Origin of the sequence: Lysinibacillus sp. FSL P4-0201 (assembly GCF_038593425.1) — a bacterium.
In the GTDB taxonomy this organism is placed as follows: domain Bacteria; phylum Bacillota; class Bacilli; order Bacillales_A; family Planococcaceae; genus Lysinibacillus; species Lysinibacillus capsici.
The window spans coordinates 2,540,040-2,554,041 of sequence record NZ_CP151995.1 but is presented as its reverse complement, the minus strand read 5'-3'; the positions used below and the strand labels follow the sequence as shown (position 1 = coordinate 2,554,041).

21 protein-coding genes are annotated in these 14,002 nt (G+C 37.2%); 20 read left to right on the top strand and 1 reads right to left on the bottom strand.

The features are described 5' to 3' along the window. Positions 1-24: 24 nt before the first annotated feature. The 16 genes from terS to MKY76_RS12695 all read left to right on the top strand — a co-directional run bounded on the left by terS (position 25) and on the right by MKY76_RS12695 (position 10,757). Positions 25-852: a phage terminase small subunit gene (gene terS, locus MKY76_RS12770; RefSeq protein ID WP_342556660.1), complete on the top strand. Its 828-nt coding sequence runs from the start codon at positions 25-27 to the stop codon at positions 850-852. Then, complete coding sequence (locus MKY76_RS12765; protein WP_342556659.1) at positions 845-2,119, top strand: PBSX family phage terminase large subunit; 1,275 nt, start codon at positions 845-847, stop codon at positions 2,117-2,119. The genes terS and MKY76_RS12765 overlap by 8 nt, the downstream gene beginning before the upstream one ends. A 9-nt stretch (positions 2,120-2,128) precedes the next feature. Beyond that, the gene (locus MKY76_RS12760) at positions 2,129-3,574 is read left to right on the top strand and encodes a phage portal protein (RefSeq protein WP_342556658.1); all 1,446 of its coding nucleotides are present in this window, start codon (positions 2,129-2,131) and stop codon (positions 3,572-3,574) included. Continuing rightward, on the top strand, positions 3,567-4,580 hold the full coding sequence (locus MKY76_RS12755; RefSeq protein ID WP_342556657.1) for a minor capsid protein: 1,014 nt from the start codon (positions 3,567-3,569) through the stop codon (positions 4,578-4,580). The genes MKY76_RS12760 and MKY76_RS12755 overlap by 8 nt, the downstream gene beginning before the upstream one ends. A gap of 75 nt (positions 4,581-4,655) precedes the next feature. Beyond that, positions 4,656-5,243: a phage scaffolding protein gene (locus tag MKY76_RS12750; RefSeq protein WP_342556656.1), complete on the top strand. Its 588-nt coding sequence runs from the start codon at positions 4,656-4,658 to the stop codon at positions 5,241-5,243. A gap of 12 nt (positions 5,244-5,255) precedes the next feature. Then, on the top strand, positions 5,256-5,570 hold the full coding sequence (locus MKY76_RS12745) for a hypothetical protein (RefSeq protein ID WP_342556655.1): 315 nt from the start codon (positions 5,256-5,258) through the stop codon (positions 5,568-5,570). 29 nt (positions 5,571-5,599) lie between these two features. Next, entirely contained in the window at positions 5,600-6,616 is a 1,017-nt protein-coding gene (locus MKY76_RS12740; protein ID WP_342556654.1) for a major capsid protein, read from the top strand. Positions 6,617-6,628: 12 nt separating this feature from the next. Next, on the top strand, positions 6,629-6,811 hold the full coding sequence (locus MKY76_RS12735; protein WP_342556653.1) for a hypothetical protein: 183 nt from the start codon (positions 6,629-6,631) through the stop codon (positions 6,809-6,811). A gap of 11 nt (positions 6,812-6,822) precedes the next feature. Continuing rightward, on the top strand, positions 6,823-7,167 hold the full coding sequence (locus tag MKY76_RS12730) for a hypothetical protein (protein WP_342556652.1): 345 nt from the start codon (positions 6,823-6,825) through the stop codon (positions 7,165-7,167). Between the two features lies 1 nt (position 7,168). Further along, complete coding sequence (locus MKY76_RS12725; protein WP_342556651.1) at positions 7,169-7,561, top strand: hypothetical protein; 393 nt, start codon at positions 7,169-7,171, stop codon at positions 7,559-7,561. Beyond that, entirely contained in the window at positions 7,561-7,959 is a 399-nt protein-coding gene (locus MKY76_RS12720; RefSeq protein ID WP_342556650.1) for an HK97 gp10 family phage protein, read from the top strand. The genes MKY76_RS12725 and MKY76_RS12720 overlap by 1 nt, the downstream gene beginning before the upstream one ends. Continuing rightward, the gene (locus tag MKY76_RS12715) at positions 7,952-8,410 is read left to right on the top strand and encodes a DUF6838 family protein (protein WP_342556649.1); all 459 of its coding nucleotides are present in this window, start codon (positions 7,952-7,954) and stop codon (positions 8,408-8,410) included. The genes MKY76_RS12720 and MKY76_RS12715 overlap by 8 nt, the downstream gene beginning before the upstream one ends. Continuing rightward, on the top strand, positions 8,364-8,561 hold the full coding sequence (locus MKY76_RS12710; protein ID WP_342556648.1) for a hypothetical protein: 198 nt from the start codon (positions 8,364-8,366) through the stop codon (positions 8,559-8,561). The genes MKY76_RS12715 and MKY76_RS12710 overlap by 47 nt, the downstream gene beginning before the upstream one ends. Then, complete coding sequence (locus MKY76_RS12705; RefSeq protein WP_342556647.1) at positions 8,561-9,856, top strand: phage tail sheath subtilisin-like domain-containing protein; 1,296 nt, start codon at positions 8,561-8,563, stop codon at positions 9,854-9,856. Before MKY76_RS12710 ends, MKY76_RS12705 begins: the two co-directional genes overlap by 1 nt. A 17-nt stretch (positions 9,857-9,873) precedes the next feature. Further along, complete coding sequence (locus MKY76_RS12700; protein WP_205443772.1) at positions 9,874-10,341, top strand: phage tail tube protein; 468 nt, start codon at positions 9,874-9,876, stop codon at positions 10,339-10,341. Positions 10,342-10,355: 14 nt separating this feature from the next. Continuing rightward, the gene (locus MKY76_RS12695) at positions 10,356-10,757 is read left to right on the top strand and encodes a phage portal protein (protein WP_036075119.1); all 402 of its coding nucleotides are present in this window, start codon (positions 10,356-10,358) and stop codon (positions 10,755-10,757) included. A gap of 433 nt (positions 10,758-11,190) precedes the next feature. Here the strand turns inward: MKY76_RS12695 and MKY76_RS12690 are convergent, their stop codons facing one another. After that, positions 11,191-11,928 (bottom strand): hypothetical protein, encoded by a 738-nt coding sequence (locus tag MKY76_RS12690; RefSeq protein WP_342556646.1) that lies wholly within the window; start codon positions 11,926-11,928, stop codon positions 11,191-11,193. Between the two features lie 148 nt (positions 11,929-12,076). Here MKY76_RS12690 and MKY76_RS12685 point away from each other — a divergent pair, with 148 nt between their 5' ends. The 4 genes from MKY76_RS12685 to MKY76_RS12670 all read left to right on the top strand — a co-directional run bounded on the left by MKY76_RS12685 (position 12,077) and on the right by MKY76_RS12670 (position 14,001). Beyond that, entirely contained in the window at positions 12,077-12,337 is a 261-nt protein-coding gene (locus MKY76_RS12685; protein WP_342556645.1) for an XRE family transcriptional regulator, read from the top strand. Positions 12,338-12,351: 14 nt separating this feature from the next. Continuing rightward, on the top strand, positions 12,352-13,092 hold the full coding sequence (locus tag MKY76_RS12680) for an ORF6C domain-containing protein (RefSeq protein WP_342556644.1): 741 nt from the start codon (positions 12,352-12,354) through the stop codon (positions 13,090-13,092). 165 nt (positions 13,093-13,257) lie between these two features. Further along, on the top strand, positions 13,258-13,521 hold the full coding sequence (locus tag MKY76_RS12675; protein WP_342556643.1) for a hypothetical protein: 264 nt from the start codon (positions 13,258-13,260) through the stop codon (positions 13,519-13,521). A 117-nt stretch (positions 13,522-13,638) separates the two neighbouring features. Next, complete coding sequence (locus MKY76_RS12670) at positions 13,639-14,001, top strand: hypothetical protein (RefSeq protein WP_342556642.1); 363 nt, start codon at positions 13,639-13,641, stop codon at positions 13,999-14,001. Position 14,002 lies beyond the last annotated feature (1 nt).

The window sequence follows — 14,002 nt, the reverse complement described above, 5'->3', positions numbered from 1 at the left end:
GATGGAGGTGGTGGTGTATGAGATATGGCTAGACCGAGAAATCCGAAACGTGATGAAGCGTTTCAAATGTGGCTTGAAAGCAAAGGGCAATCGCTCTTGAAGGATATTGCTGAACAACTAGATTTATCCGACTCACAAATTCGAAAGTGGAAGAACCAAGATAAATGGGATGACCAATTGAAAGGTAACGTTACTAAATCCAATGGTAACGTTACTAAACGAAGTAGAGGTGCTCCTGCAGGCAACAATAACGCAAAGGGCCATGGTGCACCTAAGCAAAATCAGAATGCAACAACTCATGGCTTCTTTGCTAAGTTCTTGCCAGAAGAAACACTCGAAATCATGGAAGCGATGAACGAGCGTTCTCCTGCTGATTTAATTTGGGATCAAATACAAATACAGTATGCTGCAATCATTAGGGCTCAACGAATCATGCATGTTGAATCGAAAGACGAAATGATTAAAGAAATCAAAAAAGAAAAGTATAGCTATTCAGAAGTTGAGACAACGAATGAAGATGGTAAAACTGAATCAAAATACGAACGTACATTGGATGAGGTGGAATATAACTTCCAATTTTCTTGGGAACGACAGGCGCAACTACTCACTGCTCAATCGAGAGCAATTGGGGAGTTGCGTTCTTCTATTCGTCAATTTGTTGAGATGGCGGATTATGATGATGAACGCAGGATCAAACTGGAACAGATGCAGCTTAACATGGAGAAAACAAAAGCAGACATCGAACTATCGGAAATCGCTATTCGTAAAGAAAATGGTGATGACGAAGATGAGTTCGAAGATGATGGCTTCCTAGAGGCGCTGAAGGGAACGGAAGTGGATTGGGATGAGTAAACGGAAGAAACCCGCTCTATTCAAATTCAAGCCGTTTAGCAAGAAACAACTCAAAGTACTCAAATGGTGGCAATCTGATTCCCCTCACAAGGATAAAGATGGACTTATTTGTGATGGTTCTGTTCGTGCTGGGAAAACAATCGTTATGTCTCTATCGTTCGTTATGTGGGCAATGGAAACGTTTGATGATGAAAACCTTGGTATGGCCGGTAAAACAATCGGTTCGTTCAGGCGTAACGTTTTCAAACCTTTGAAGCGGATGCTGCAGTCCCGTGGTTATAAAGTAAAAGAATATCGTTCAGAAAATATGTTCACTGTCACTCGAAATGGCAAGGTGAACTATTTTTATATTTTCGGTGGAAGAGATGAGGCGTCACAGGATCTTATTCAAGGGATTACACTCGCTGGAATGTTCTTTGACGAAGTAGCACTGATGCCTCAATCATTTGTTAACCAAGCAACTGCTCGATGTTCTGTTGATGGAGCTAAGTTTTGGTTTAACTGTAACCCAGCTGGTCCTTACCATTGGTTCAAATTAGAATATCTGGACCAATTAGAAGATAAGAATATGTTGCACTTACACTTTACAATGGATGATAACTTATCGTTGTCAGAACGCATAAAAGAGCGGTATAAACGCATGTATAAAGGTGTGTTCTATCAACGATTTATACTTGGGTTATGGGTACTTGCTGAAGGTATCATTTACGATATGTTTGATGAGGCTTTACACAGTGTGAAAACAGAGCAACGCAAATATTCCAATTACTATGTGAGTGTCGACTATGGCACACAGAACCCTACAACATTTGGTCTGTGGGGCTTTTTTGATGGGATTTGGTACAAGGTTAAGGAATATCATTATGACGGTCGTAAAAGAAGTAAACAAAAGACGGACCAAGAGTATTATATGGACTTGTTAAAATTCATAGAAGGCGTTGAAAACTTCCAAGGTGTTATTGTTGACCCGTCCGCTTCTTCATTCATCACACTACTAAAACAGAATGGTATACGTGTGATAAAGGCGAAAAACGATGTGTTAGAAGGTATTAGAAATGTTGGCAATGCGCTTATTAACGGTTTAATCAAGTATAACGATTGCTGTAAAGAAACCTTTCGTGAGTTTTCGTCTTACATTTGGGATGAAAAAGCGGCAGATCGTGGCGAGGATAAGCCAGTAAAACATAATGATCACCAGATGGATAGTGATAGATATTTTGTTAACACGGTCGTATTTAAAAAAGGTGGTTTATCCGTTCTAAAGTGAGGTGATTAAATGCTAATTGAAGATTTATATAGACCACGTTGGCATGAACAGATGGAGGAGGTGATAAAACGAATGGTGGAAAGCGTTATTAAAAATGAACAAGTGTTGCTTAATGAGATAAAGGAGTGGGAGGATTCTCCGAAACGGAAGCTCATGTTAACAGGTGACAGGTATTACAAAAATAAGATGGACATTGAAGAAAAGAAGCGGGATGCAGAGTGGAAGTCCAACTTAAAGCTGATACATGGCTACGTGAAGAAACTTGTTGATCAAAAGATTGGCTATGTTCTTTCGAAGCAACCTTCAGTCACTAGTGAAAATGAAGGTTATCAGAAAAAGTTAGATGACATATTTGATGCTGGCATGATTAACCGCTTACGTAAAGTAGGAAAAGAGGCCATTAACAAAGGTGTTGCTTACCTACATCCTTACTTTAATGAAGTTGGGCAGCTGAGCTTTATGCGGTTTCCATCCGAGCAAATCATACCGTTTTATGCTGACTCTGAAAATATGAAAATTGAGTCGTTTATACGGGTGTATGAAACCAATCATTATGATGGTACGACCAAAAAGACGTTGAAAAAGGTAGAACATTATCACAGTGATGGGATTGATCACTACGTATTTGAAGGTTCGACACTCATCCCAGATGTTCCAGCGGGAGGAAAACAAGGCTATCACTTTTTATTAGGTGATCAACCGGTGCTGTGGGAAAAGATACCCCTTATTCATTTCAGGTATAACGAAGAAGAGCAGCCTTTGATTGAGCTGATTAAATCACTCGTCGACAATTACAATACACAAGCTTCGACAAATGCAGATGTGCTTGCGGATATTCCTAATTTTATCTATAAACTCATTAACTATGGTGGAGTCGATTTAAAAGAGTTTCTTCACGATCTTAATGTCTATCGTGCAGTCAAAACGGATGAAAATGGTGATGTTGATAAATTATCGGCTGAGATTCAAACTGAAGCTAACGAAAAAGAACTTGAACGTACACGTAGAGCTATTTATGAGCTTGGCCGTGGAGTTGATTCATTACATGAAAATTTGGGCAATGCATCTGGGGTAGCACTTAAATTCCGCTACAGTGATTTAGATATGGATTGCAATATTTTAGAGAGTGAAATGCAGTCGAGTATCGAGCACATGATGTGGTTCATTACACATTATTTTCAAATGATTGGAGAGGGCGATTTTACTGAAGAAAAAGTAAAGTTTGTTTTCAATCGTGACATTATTATTAATGAAGTAGAAGCGGTTGAAATGTGCGAGAAGTCAGTAGGGATTATTGATGATCAAACCAACCGCGAAAATCATCCATGGTACACGCCAGAAGTTGAAGATAGGTTAGCCAAACAAAAAGCTGAAGAACAGAAAGAGATAGATGAGTATCAAGAGACTTTGGAGAAACAGCGCCAGTCTAAATTGGAAGTGACTGACAATGAGTAAGTATTGGGAAAATCGTGCTGCACAACGTGAATTGGAATCACAGCTTATTGCCAGTAAGTATCTTGCTCGCATGGAAGAACAGCTACGCATAGCACAAGTGAACATCATACAGCAGATTGAGGTGTTTTATTCTCGTTATGCTATTGATAATAAAATTTCCTATGCAGAGGCTAAGAAGTATTTAACGGCCAAAGAGTTAAAAGATTTTCGTAATATTACATTGCAACAATACAAATCTCTTTCGTTGTCAGGGAATCGAGAATATGATCGCATATTAGAAGCAATTGGCTATCGGGCTCGTATCTCTCGATTAGAGATGCTCCATTTACAGATTCAATTGCAGATGCTTGAGTTATATGGTGGTGCGAATGGGTTACAAGCTTATACGTATACAGGTTTAACAGAAGTATACGAAAACTCTTATTATAAAGGGTTATATGACATTGCCACATTCACTGCTGTTTATCAGCCTATCACTAGGTTAACGGATAGCGTTATGAAAGAAGTACTAACCTATAACTGGTCAGGTAAGGAGTTTTCAAAGCGTATCTGGGGTCATGAAGCGGCAACTATGGTTACGATTAGAAATGAGTTAGAAAAGTCATTTAGGCAAGGCCGCTCTCTTAGTAAAACCTCAAGGGAAATCAGCAAAGCTACTGACGTGGTATTAAGTCGGGCAGAGGCACTGGTAAGAACAGAAGCTAACTTCTTTCATAACATTGCCGCTAATAACTCATACATTGAAGCGGATCTGGAACGTTATCAAATCCTTGCTACTTTGGACAATCGCACATCTGAAATTTGCCAAGAGCAGGATATGAATATTTACTTTGTGAAGAATTACCAGCCAGGTACTAATGCACCCCCATTTCATGCGCGTTGCAGAACTACGACTATTCCATATTTTGCTGAAGCTGAGTATATGGCTTATGAAACAAGAAATTCTGCTAACGGTAGGATTAAGAAAATGAACTATAAAGAATGGGAAGAGAGGTATGTTTCATAAAATTGATCTTGCGTCTTTTTCGCTTTGCAGACGTAAAAGATTCAAAGCTAGAACGGCGAAATAGGAGGCTATACGATGAAAAAAGAAGATTTAATTGCTTTAGGTTTATCAGAGGAACAGGCAGATAAAGTAATAGCAGGTTTTGGTACAATGGTTCCTAAAAGTCGTCTTGACGATAAAATCAACGAAGTAAAGGACCTAACAACTCAATTGAAAGACCGTGATACTCAGCTAAATGATTTGAAAAAAATTGATGCTGCTGGGTTACAGACAAAAATTGAAGAGCTGCAGCAACAAAACGAAACTGACAAGGCTGAATATGAAGCGAAAATCAAAGATACTCAACTTAAAAGTGCCTTGAAATTAGCGCTTGCCAGTAAAGTACATGATACTGATCTCGTTACAGGTCTTATTGATAAATCAACAATTGAATTGGACGAAGAAGGTAACGTAAAAAAAGGCTTAGATGAGCAGATTAAAACACTGCGCGAATCTAAAGCCTTTTTATTTACACCTGAAACTGAGGAAAAGCCGCTACCAAAGGGAACTAAACCGGGTGAAGGTAAAACTGACGATAAACCATCTACATCAATCAGTGCTCAAATCGCTCAACAATTAAACACACGCAGTCAGTCAAGTGAATCAAAAACTATTTGGGATTAGGGAGGACATTATATGCCATATGTAAGTAATGTACAAAAAGCAGAACGTGTAAATTTTTTAGCATCATCAAAGGTGCAATCGTTCACGTATCAGGTAAGTGATGTAGGCGTAGTTGCAGATTCAAACGGTAAAAAGATTGTTAAAGCAGGGACAGTACTACCTGCAAATGACGGTACTGCGAAAGGTATTTTGTATACCGATGTGGATGTAACAAACGGACCACAACCTGGTTCGTTAATTGATCAAGCTTACATTTTAGAAGCTCGGTTACACACGGCACCTTCAGAAGAAGCGAAAACAACTTTAAAGAATATTACATTCCGTTAATAACGGCCATTTGAAAGGAGTAAACAAATATGCCAGATGTATTAGAATTATTCAATCAAAAAACTATGCTTGATTACTCAAAAACACGGGAGTATAAGCCGTTACTAGGAGAAACACTTTTCCCAGAGGTTAAGCACTCTACGCTTGAGTTTGACATGATTAAAGGTGGAAGTTCATTACCGACAATTGCATCAGTACATGCATTTGACACAGAGGCTGAAATTGGTAGTCGTGAAGCTTCTAAGCAAGCTTTAGAGGCAGCCTATATTAAACGTAAAATGCAAATTACTGAGAAAGATTTAATTGCATTGGCTCAACCTCGCAATGAAGCAGAAAAGAATTACTTAATGCAAAATGTATTTAATGATGTTGATACACTTGTGAATGGTGTACGCGCCCGTGTTGAATTAATGCGGATCGAAGCGTTATCAAAAGGTAAAGTGACGTTGAATGAAAATGGACTTAATATGTCTGTCAATTACCATGTGCCGCCTGACCACCAAGAAGCTTTAAGTGGTGCTGGGCTATGGACAGCTGATTCAGCTGACATTATCGGTGATATGGAACGTTGGGCAGATACTTTAACTGATAAACCTACACGAGCATTAACATCTACTAAAATACTTCGTTCGGTTTTACGGAATGCTAAAATCATTGCTGCTTTATTTGGTAAAGATTCAGGTCGTATTCCAACACGACAAGATTTAAACGCTTTTTTACAACAACATGATTTGCCTGTCATTGCAGTATATGATGCAAAGTATCGTAAGCAAGCAGCCAATGGATCTTACACATCACATCGTTACCTTGATGAAGACAAATTCGTCATGTTTGGTGATGGAACTTTAGGTGAAACGTTATATGGACCAACACCAGAAGAAAGTCGTATGTTGCGAGAATGTGCAGACGTGTCAAGCGTGGGTAAAATCATCACAATGGTGTTTGAAGAAGGACAAGACCCAGTTTCGACTTGGACAAAAGCAGCCGCTACAGCTATTCCATCATTCCATGCTGCCGATAACGTTTTCCAAGCTCAAACAATATAAGGAGGTTGCTAAATGAAAACTCTTGTGAAAGTCAAAGAGAACAGCTTCCCTGTACGCTATAATGACGAAGTGTACAAAGTTGGTGAAGAATTAGAGGTACTTAGTGAACACGCTGAGCATCCTAGTTTTGAAATCTTATCAGTAGTAGAAGCATCGAAGAAACGCAGTACGAAATCTACGGAACCTACTGAATAGGAGGTTTTAACTTGAACGTATTTGATATCGTAAAAAGTAAAGTTCAACCAGATACATTTACTACAGAGGAGCTACTTCTAAAAATTGAAGAGGTAGCTCAAATGATTAAAACGTATTGTAACCGAAGTGACATTCCGGACGACATAAAATTCTTGCATGCGAATATGACACTTGATCTAATCAACTATGAAATGAAATCGTTAAATCCATCCGATTTTGCTGTTGCAAAGTCTGTTAAAGAGGGCGATGTCACCGTTGAATTAGGTTCCAGTACAACGACAAGTGAACAAGAAACTATGCAAATACTCACTAACTACACATCTCAGCTTAACCGCTTCCGGAAATTGAGGTGGTAGATTGAACATTCGAAAGCTATTGGCTGTAGCTACAAAGTCTGTTGAGCTCATGTATGATCGCGAGGCGACAGTGAAGCGGTATGAAGAGTATGAAAAGCCTAATGGTTCAACCGGACAGAAATGGGTTACAAAGCATGCCAATGTGCCTTGCCGTTTATCTACAGTAGGAATGCAGACACTTAATAATACTGTGGAAGGAGAAGCAAATCAGATCCTATATGATGCCAAGCTGTTTCTTTCTTCAACCGTTGATATTTTAGCTGGGGATGAAATAACGGTTCAGCTATTTGAAGATTGCGAGCTGATCATGACGGATGAATTTACGTCTACTAAAGAGTCTTTTCTTTATGTAACACATCAGGAAGTGCTTTTGAAGAAGAAGGTGTATGCTTAATGGCTTTTGAATTTGAAGAAGTGAAACAACTAGCAGAAAAGATGAAAGAGCTCACCATTGCTTCGGGCAAGATCCATAAAAAAGTGGCAGAAAGAATTGCTCAATTAACCATCCGTAAGGTTAAAATGCTCACGCCTGTTGGTACGGGTGATTTACGCAATAACTGGAAGTATCACATCATTAAGCAAGGCGATACGTACAAAATTATTATCTATAACAATTTGGAGTATGCGCTTTTTGTAGAGAAAGGCCACCGTATTGTAATAGCTGGCCGTACAGTAGGGTTTGTGGATGGTCAGTTTATGTTAGAACTGACAGAACAAGAAATGGAAAGGCTGGCGCCACGAATTTGGGAGCGTGAAATTGAGAAAGAATGGAGGCGTATTCTAGGTGAGTGATGTAAATGTAACAGAAGGTATTAAGACACTTGCAATTAGGCAAATACGTTCTCTTTACCCAACAATGAAAGTGTACGATAAACCAGTGAAGCAGGGCTTAAAAGTACCTGCTTTTTTAGTACGTATTTTTAATGTACACCAAGAGCGAGGTATGAAGTATCAAGCCAATCGAACCTATTCTTTTAGCATGGTCTATTTCCCTGCTACAGACGATACAGACGAAGAATGCCTAAATGTATTAGAAGTCGTGCAAAACAACTTTAAGTACCTTGCTGGTAGGTTTCATGTACATGAAATTGAAGGTGAAATAGTAGATGAAATATTAGTTATGAAATATCAAGTGAAAGCTCGTCTACACGACATATTAGAAGAAGTGAAAATGAGAACATTGGAGGGCGTTGATTTTGACACAAGAGACAACAAACAAAACGGCGAAGCAACCGGGGAATAAAAAGTTCTCCAAGGTTGCTTTTTTAGAGTCCACTTCTTCCACAAAGGCAAGGTTAGAGTATGAGGTAGTGCTTGAAGATGGTAAGAGTTATACCAAAAGTGAAGCGGATAGACTTGTCGATGAATGGAAAAAGAAAGGAGTGAAGGCTTAATGGGTGGTATTTGGGAAACACAAAACAAGGTACGGCCAGATGCGTACATTAACTTTGAAACCAATAGTCTTAATACAATGGGGCTAGATTCAAATGGAGCATTAGCTATTCCTGTTGCGCTTGATTGGGGTGAGGTAGGTAAATTTATTAAACTATCTACCAATACAAAATTCAAAGCACTATTTGGCAAGTCACTTGCAGAGATTTTACCAGTAAGAGAATCCTTTAAAGCAACAAGTAACATTTTCTTATATAACATTAATGGTTTAGGGGAAAAGGCAAAAGCCACAGCAGAAGGACTTACAGCAACAGCACTATTTGGTGGCTCAGACGGAAATAAGATTCATGTAACCGTCACTGTTGGTTTAGATGGTGCTGTAACTATTAAAACGTATTTTGAAGCTTTACAAGTAGATTCTCAAAAGGTAGCGAGTTTTGAGGAATTGAAAGCAAATGACTTTGTTATTTTTACGGGAAGCCTTCCTGGAGCTGATGCGATTTTGACACTTGGGGGTGGGGCAACTGTAGCAGCAACGAACGAATCTATTTCAGAGTTTGCCTCAGCTTTAGATTCCTTAGATTTTAAAACAGTTGCATACGGTACAGATGATCATACCATCAAGTCCTTGCTTGCTCTTAAAGTGAAGGAATTTCGGGAGCAGGCAGGTAAACGTGTAACATTGGTAACGAACAATTACAATGCAGCAGACCATGAAAGTACCGTATCCATTAAAAATGGCGTCACTTTGGATGGTGGAGAAGTGCTAACAGCAAAAGATGCTGTATATTGGTTTGCTGCAGCATTTGCCGCTTCAACAGTAGGATCGCTTACCTATGCGACATATCCAGGGGCTATTGAGGCAGAAACAATGACCAATGATGAAATTATTCAAGCATTAAAAGACGGCCATATTGTCTATTCATTCAATAATGATGAGGTTGTGGTGGAGCAAGATATTAACACATTCCGTTCATTCACACCGAAAAAAAATCAGGATTTCCGGAAGGGGAAGATTGATCGTGGCATGTCGATTATCGAGAACAACGCTCGTCATATTTTCCGTAAATACTTCATTGGTAAAGTGAATAATGATGCGAATGGCCGAGATTTATTTAAGAAACAACTTATGAAAACTGTTCTTGATCCTTATGTAAGACTAGGGGTAATTGATCCATACATGCCAGAAGATATAGTGATTGAACAGGGCGATGAAAAAGATGCAGTATTAGCAGTATTAGGTATCAAGTTTATTGATGCCATGGAAAAATTATATATGCGTGTAGAGTGCAAATAAGAAGGAGGTAAGGCTTGATGGCACCAAACGTTATGCAAACAAAAGACGCTATGTCCTCACGTGAGGGCTTGGTGTTTATTAATATTGAGGGTCAAACATTTGAAATTGCAGAAATTCTAAAATTTAAAGCAGAAGTAGAATATAACAAGGTGGAAGTAAAGCGTCTAAATGCTCGCATGGAAGGTTCGAAAATTGTTGGAGCTAAAGGTGTTGGAGAGATGACTATGTACTATCATCGTCCAGAAATTCGCGCCATGGCTTCGGATTATTTGCGATCAGGGAAGTCACCGATGTTTGATGCAACAATCGTCAACGCAGATATTACAAGTGCAGCTGGTAAACAAACAGTAGATATTCGAAACATTGTACCAGACAAAACCCTATTGGCAATGCTTGATGCAGATAGCGCTGATACATTAAAAGACGAATTCCCATTCACATTTGACGATTTTGAAATCTTAAACCAATTCAGTGTTATCCAATAAGGAGGAACTTATAAATGAGTAATTTTAAAGCTTTTATGAAAGAAAATGTACGTCAGGCAGATCCAGTAGAACTGAAATTAGAAAGATTTACAGAATCAATTAAATTACGTCCTTTAACATCTGCGGAGTCCGATTTAATTAATGACCGTTGCTTTAAAAATAAGCCTGGTAGAAAAGGGCGCCAAGAGCGTGTGTTTGATCCAGTCGCTTATAACAGGGGTATTAGTGTTGCTTCGATTATTTATCCGGATTTAAACGATACAGAGTTACAAAAATCATATGGAGTAAAAGGTGCTGAGCAATTGTTTGGTGCAATGTTCTGGGTTGGAGAAGCATCTCAAATTTCTGAAAAAGTATCAGAGATTAGTGGTTTAGATCATGCTTTAGAAGATGAAATAGAAGAAGCAAAAAACTAATACAGGGCGGTGAGGATGAGCGTGACGGACTAGCTTTCTATGCACACGTTGCGCTTCATCGGTTCAATATACTGCCCAATAGCTTTTTGAATATGGATCGTAAAGAGAAGGCATTTATCATTGCGAGCTTGGATATAGAGCTGGAAAAAGAAGCAGAAGCGGCTAAGAAATAGAATTGAAAGCGATAAAAAATAGTTGCCAAATTATAAAAGCTGCTTTAATATTAGTTGTAGCAATAATAAAATTAATTACAACTAAATTATAAATTATAGTCGGAAGCACCGTACACAACTGAGGAATCAGTATGTTTGCGGTGCTTTTTTGTAGTTGCTAACTGCTTGTGACTAAGAAGTAGCTAACAAAATATTGTTCAATTACAACAATACTTTGTTGGTAATGGTAAAAAAATATAACTTCTTATAAAAAGAATAGTTTATTCATCATCTTGCATCATTTCCCATATAGCACGTAATTTGCGCAATTTTTTTTCACCAGCTCGAGGAAGCGATTGATACCATTCTAATAGCTCTGTATCTTTAATTTGTACATTGGATTCATTCTTTGTATATAGTAACTTCCTAGAAATAATATCACTTGATATAAGTGTATTAATAAGATTAATTGTAGATTCTAAGCCTTTGTTTTTTAAGGTTTCTCGAATACTATTTTCGTGTTTTTTAAAATTAAGAAGACCGTCAAATTTTTCTTTTAAACTTATTAGTGTTAATTCGTTAATATAATCAGACTGTCCACTACTTAATAATTTGAAAATAATTTCATGTGAATGGTTATTTATTTTTTGTATCTCTTCTGGGTATTCAATATTTAGTATGTTTGTACCTAATAAATCAATTGGGATTTCCGGATATTTCTTCATTAATTCAGCAAGAAGTTCAAGAAACTCTTTATCGAAATTAGTAAGTACCAGTTTAATAATATCAGGTGATTTATCTACAAATGCCAATAATTCTAGCATTGTTGCATCACCATTGAGTATTTCAGCAAGAGCAGTATTGATTTTTTCTCCGGCAGCAGGAATTTTTCCATTTTGTAATTTACTTAAGTATGTCTTATCCGTAGAAAAGCCTTTTTCTTTAAGTTTTTGTGATATTTCTGAAAGGCTCATTTTACTATTTTTTATATAGGAGCTTAAAAGTTCACTATAATTCATGAGATCTCTCCTATCGTTGTTTTTATTACTACAATAAATATTAACAAAATTTTGTTATATTATGCAGTTGACTTTTATAACACAACGAAATATAGTGGTAAATATAACAACGTTGTTTTTATGAAAACAACTATAAGGGGGTTGGGTAGTGAAGTATTCAGATATACTGCGAAAAAGCATAATTGAATCAGATCTTTCTTTGGCTCAAATAACTAGAAGATTAGAGAAGAAAGGAGTGAACATTGATAAATCTTATCTTAGTAAACTTCAAAACGGAAAAATTAATCCAGCAGGTGAACGAATCAATGATGCAATCTCAGAAGTATTGGGGATTGATAAATTAGAATTGAAAGTGGCTGCATATCGGGAAAAAATTCCGAAAGATGTTTTAGAGAAATTAATTTTATAAAAAGGAGAGTTAGTATGAATCAATTAGTATTTATTGAAAACAACGAGGTTGTTACTGACAGTTTGGCTATTGCTGAGATGTTCGAGAAGGCACATGATAAAGTTGTTCGTGATATCGAAAATCAAATTACTAAATTAAAAGAAGCAGGAGAAGGTGAATGGGGTGTCGCCAACTTTGACGCTACCCAATATCAACACCCTCAAAACAAGCAATGGTATCAAAAATATAATTTGACAGAAGATGGTTTTGCTATTGTGGTAATGTCTTATGTAACTCCCTCGGCAATGAAAATGAAAGTGAAGTTCATTCAAGAATTTAAGAGAATGAAAGAATTCATTCAACAACTATCACAACCAATTTTAACAGTTGAACAACAAAGACGTGAACATTTGAAGTTGTCCATTGAAACAAGCGAGCGTGTAGATATGATTGAAAGTAAGTTAGATAAGGTTGTTAGTCAAATGCGAATTGATGGGGTTGAGCAGCAAAATATTCAGCAAAAAGGAGCTTACAAAGTAATGCAAGCCCTGGGTGGAAAAGATTCTCCTGCATACAACAAGATTAGTAGAAAAGTTTTTAAATCTTTATGGGGTGAATTTAACAGATATTTTAGTATTCCACGTTACAGTGAGTTACCAAAAATAAATTATGAGGAAGGTCAAAAGTTTATCTCTATGTGGCAGCCATCAACATCTTTGAGATTAGAGATAGAACAGTATAATCGTCAAGTTCAATTAAAACTCGTGAAAGCATAAGAGGTATCATAAATGCTTCAAGAAAATAAAAAATCACAATCTAAGCGCCAACTTAGATCGTGATACAAATTTGAGTGACATCCACTCTATATGTTTCAGCACAACAAATTGTAACATAAATTTGTTACGATATGAAGTGGATGTTACCCCTAATAGGAGGACATTATGAAAATTACTAATGGAAAGTTATTAAAAGCTATTTTCGATTTCTCGGATTTTTTCAATGTAACACCACCATGGTCTGACAACATTGTACATTGGTGGAGCAAAGTTGTTTATGAATTGCAGGAGCAAGATGTGTGTTTATTATACTTTGCTCTGAAAGGTGCTCTAGAGAATAAATTAGGGAATGACGAAATTGTTTCTAAACTGTTTCATGAATTAGAAAAACGTAAATTACAGATAAATCAATCAGTTTATGTAATATAAATTATATTAAACACTCTCATTTAAGGGTGTTTTTTCATTGAAAGGGGTGATGTGTATATAAATGGTATAGTGTAATCTCTTCATATTCTGTATATTTGTGTATGAGGAGGGATACACATGGCTCAAAATAAGGTACTTGCGGGAGATTATGAAGGAAAAAACATAATGATTGGCCAACAGGGGTTCTTCAGTAAAGAAGAGGTTTTTTTATTCACAGGATTTACTAAAAAGTTTCCTTTAAATAAAGAAACTGTTGATTCTTATGAATTAATTACAGAAGAACATAGAAAAAGTGCAGTAAGCGGCGTGACTCGGGGATTAGTTGGCGGAGCATTATTAGGACCTGTCGGACTCTTAGCAGGCTTATCTGCAAAAAATAAAGGTACACATACATTGGTTATTGAGTTCAAAGATGGCAAGAAAAGTTTGATTGAAGTTAATGAAAAAATTTATAAGTTATTGATGCAAAAAATGTTTTAAG

Coding starts and splice junctions, on each gene's coding strand:
- terS (WP_342556660.1), top strand. CDS start 25: ATGGCTAGACCGAGAAATCCGAAACGTGATGAAGCGTTTCAAATGTGG.
- MKY76_RS12765 (WP_342556659.1), top strand. CDS start 845: ATGAGTAAACGGAAGAAACCCGCTCTATTCAAATTCAAGCCGTTTAGC.
- MKY76_RS12760 (WP_342556658.1), top strand. CDS start 2,129: ATGCTAATTGAAGATTTATATAGACCACGTTGGCATGAACAGATGGAG.
- MKY76_RS12755 (WP_342556657.1), top strand. CDS start 3,567: ATGAGTAAGTATTGGGAAAATCGTGCTGCACAACGTGAATTGGAATCA.
- MKY76_RS12750 (WP_342556656.1), top strand. CDS start 4,656: ATGAAAAAAGAAGATTTAATTGCTTTAGGTTTATCAGAGGAACAGGCA.
- MKY76_RS12745 (WP_342556655.1), top strand. CDS start 5,256: ATGCCATATGTAAGTAATGTACAAAAAGCAGAACGTGTAAATTTTTTA.
- MKY76_RS12740 (WP_342556654.1), top strand. CDS start 5,600: ATGCCAGATGTATTAGAATTATTCAATCAAAAAACTATGCTTGATTAC.
- MKY76_RS12735 (WP_342556653.1), top strand. CDS start 6,629: ATGAAAACTCTTGTGAAAGTCAAAGAGAACAGCTTCCCTGTACGCTAT.
- MKY76_RS12720 (WP_342556650.1), top strand. CDS start 7,561: ATGGCTTTTGAATTTGAAGAAGTGAAACAACTAGCAGAAAAGATGAAA.
- MKY76_RS12705 (WP_342556647.1), top strand. CDS start 8,561: ATGGGTGGTATTTGGGAAACACAAAACAAGGTACGGCCAGATGCGTAC.
- MKY76_RS12700 (WP_205443772.1), top strand. CDS start 9,874: ATGGCACCAAACGTTATGCAAACAAAAGACGCTATGTCCTCACGTGAG.
- MKY76_RS12695 (WP_036075119.1), top strand. CDS start 10,356: ATGAGTAATTTTAAAGCTTTTATGAAAGAAAATGTACGTCAGGCAGAT.
- MKY76_RS12690 (WP_342556646.1), bottom strand. CDS start 11,928: ATGAATTATAGTGAACTTTTAAGCTCCTATATAAAAAATAGTAAAATG.
- MKY76_RS12680 (WP_342556644.1), top strand. CDS start 12,352: ATGAATCAATTAGTATTTATTGAAAACAACGAGGTTGTTACTGACAGT.
- MKY76_RS12675 (WP_342556643.1), top strand. CDS start 13,258: ATGAAAATTACTAATGGAAAGTTATTAAAAGCTATTTTCGATTTCTCG.
- MKY76_RS12670 (WP_342556642.1), top strand. CDS start 13,639: ATGGCTCAAAATAAGGTACTTGCGGGAGATTATGAAGGAAAAAACATA.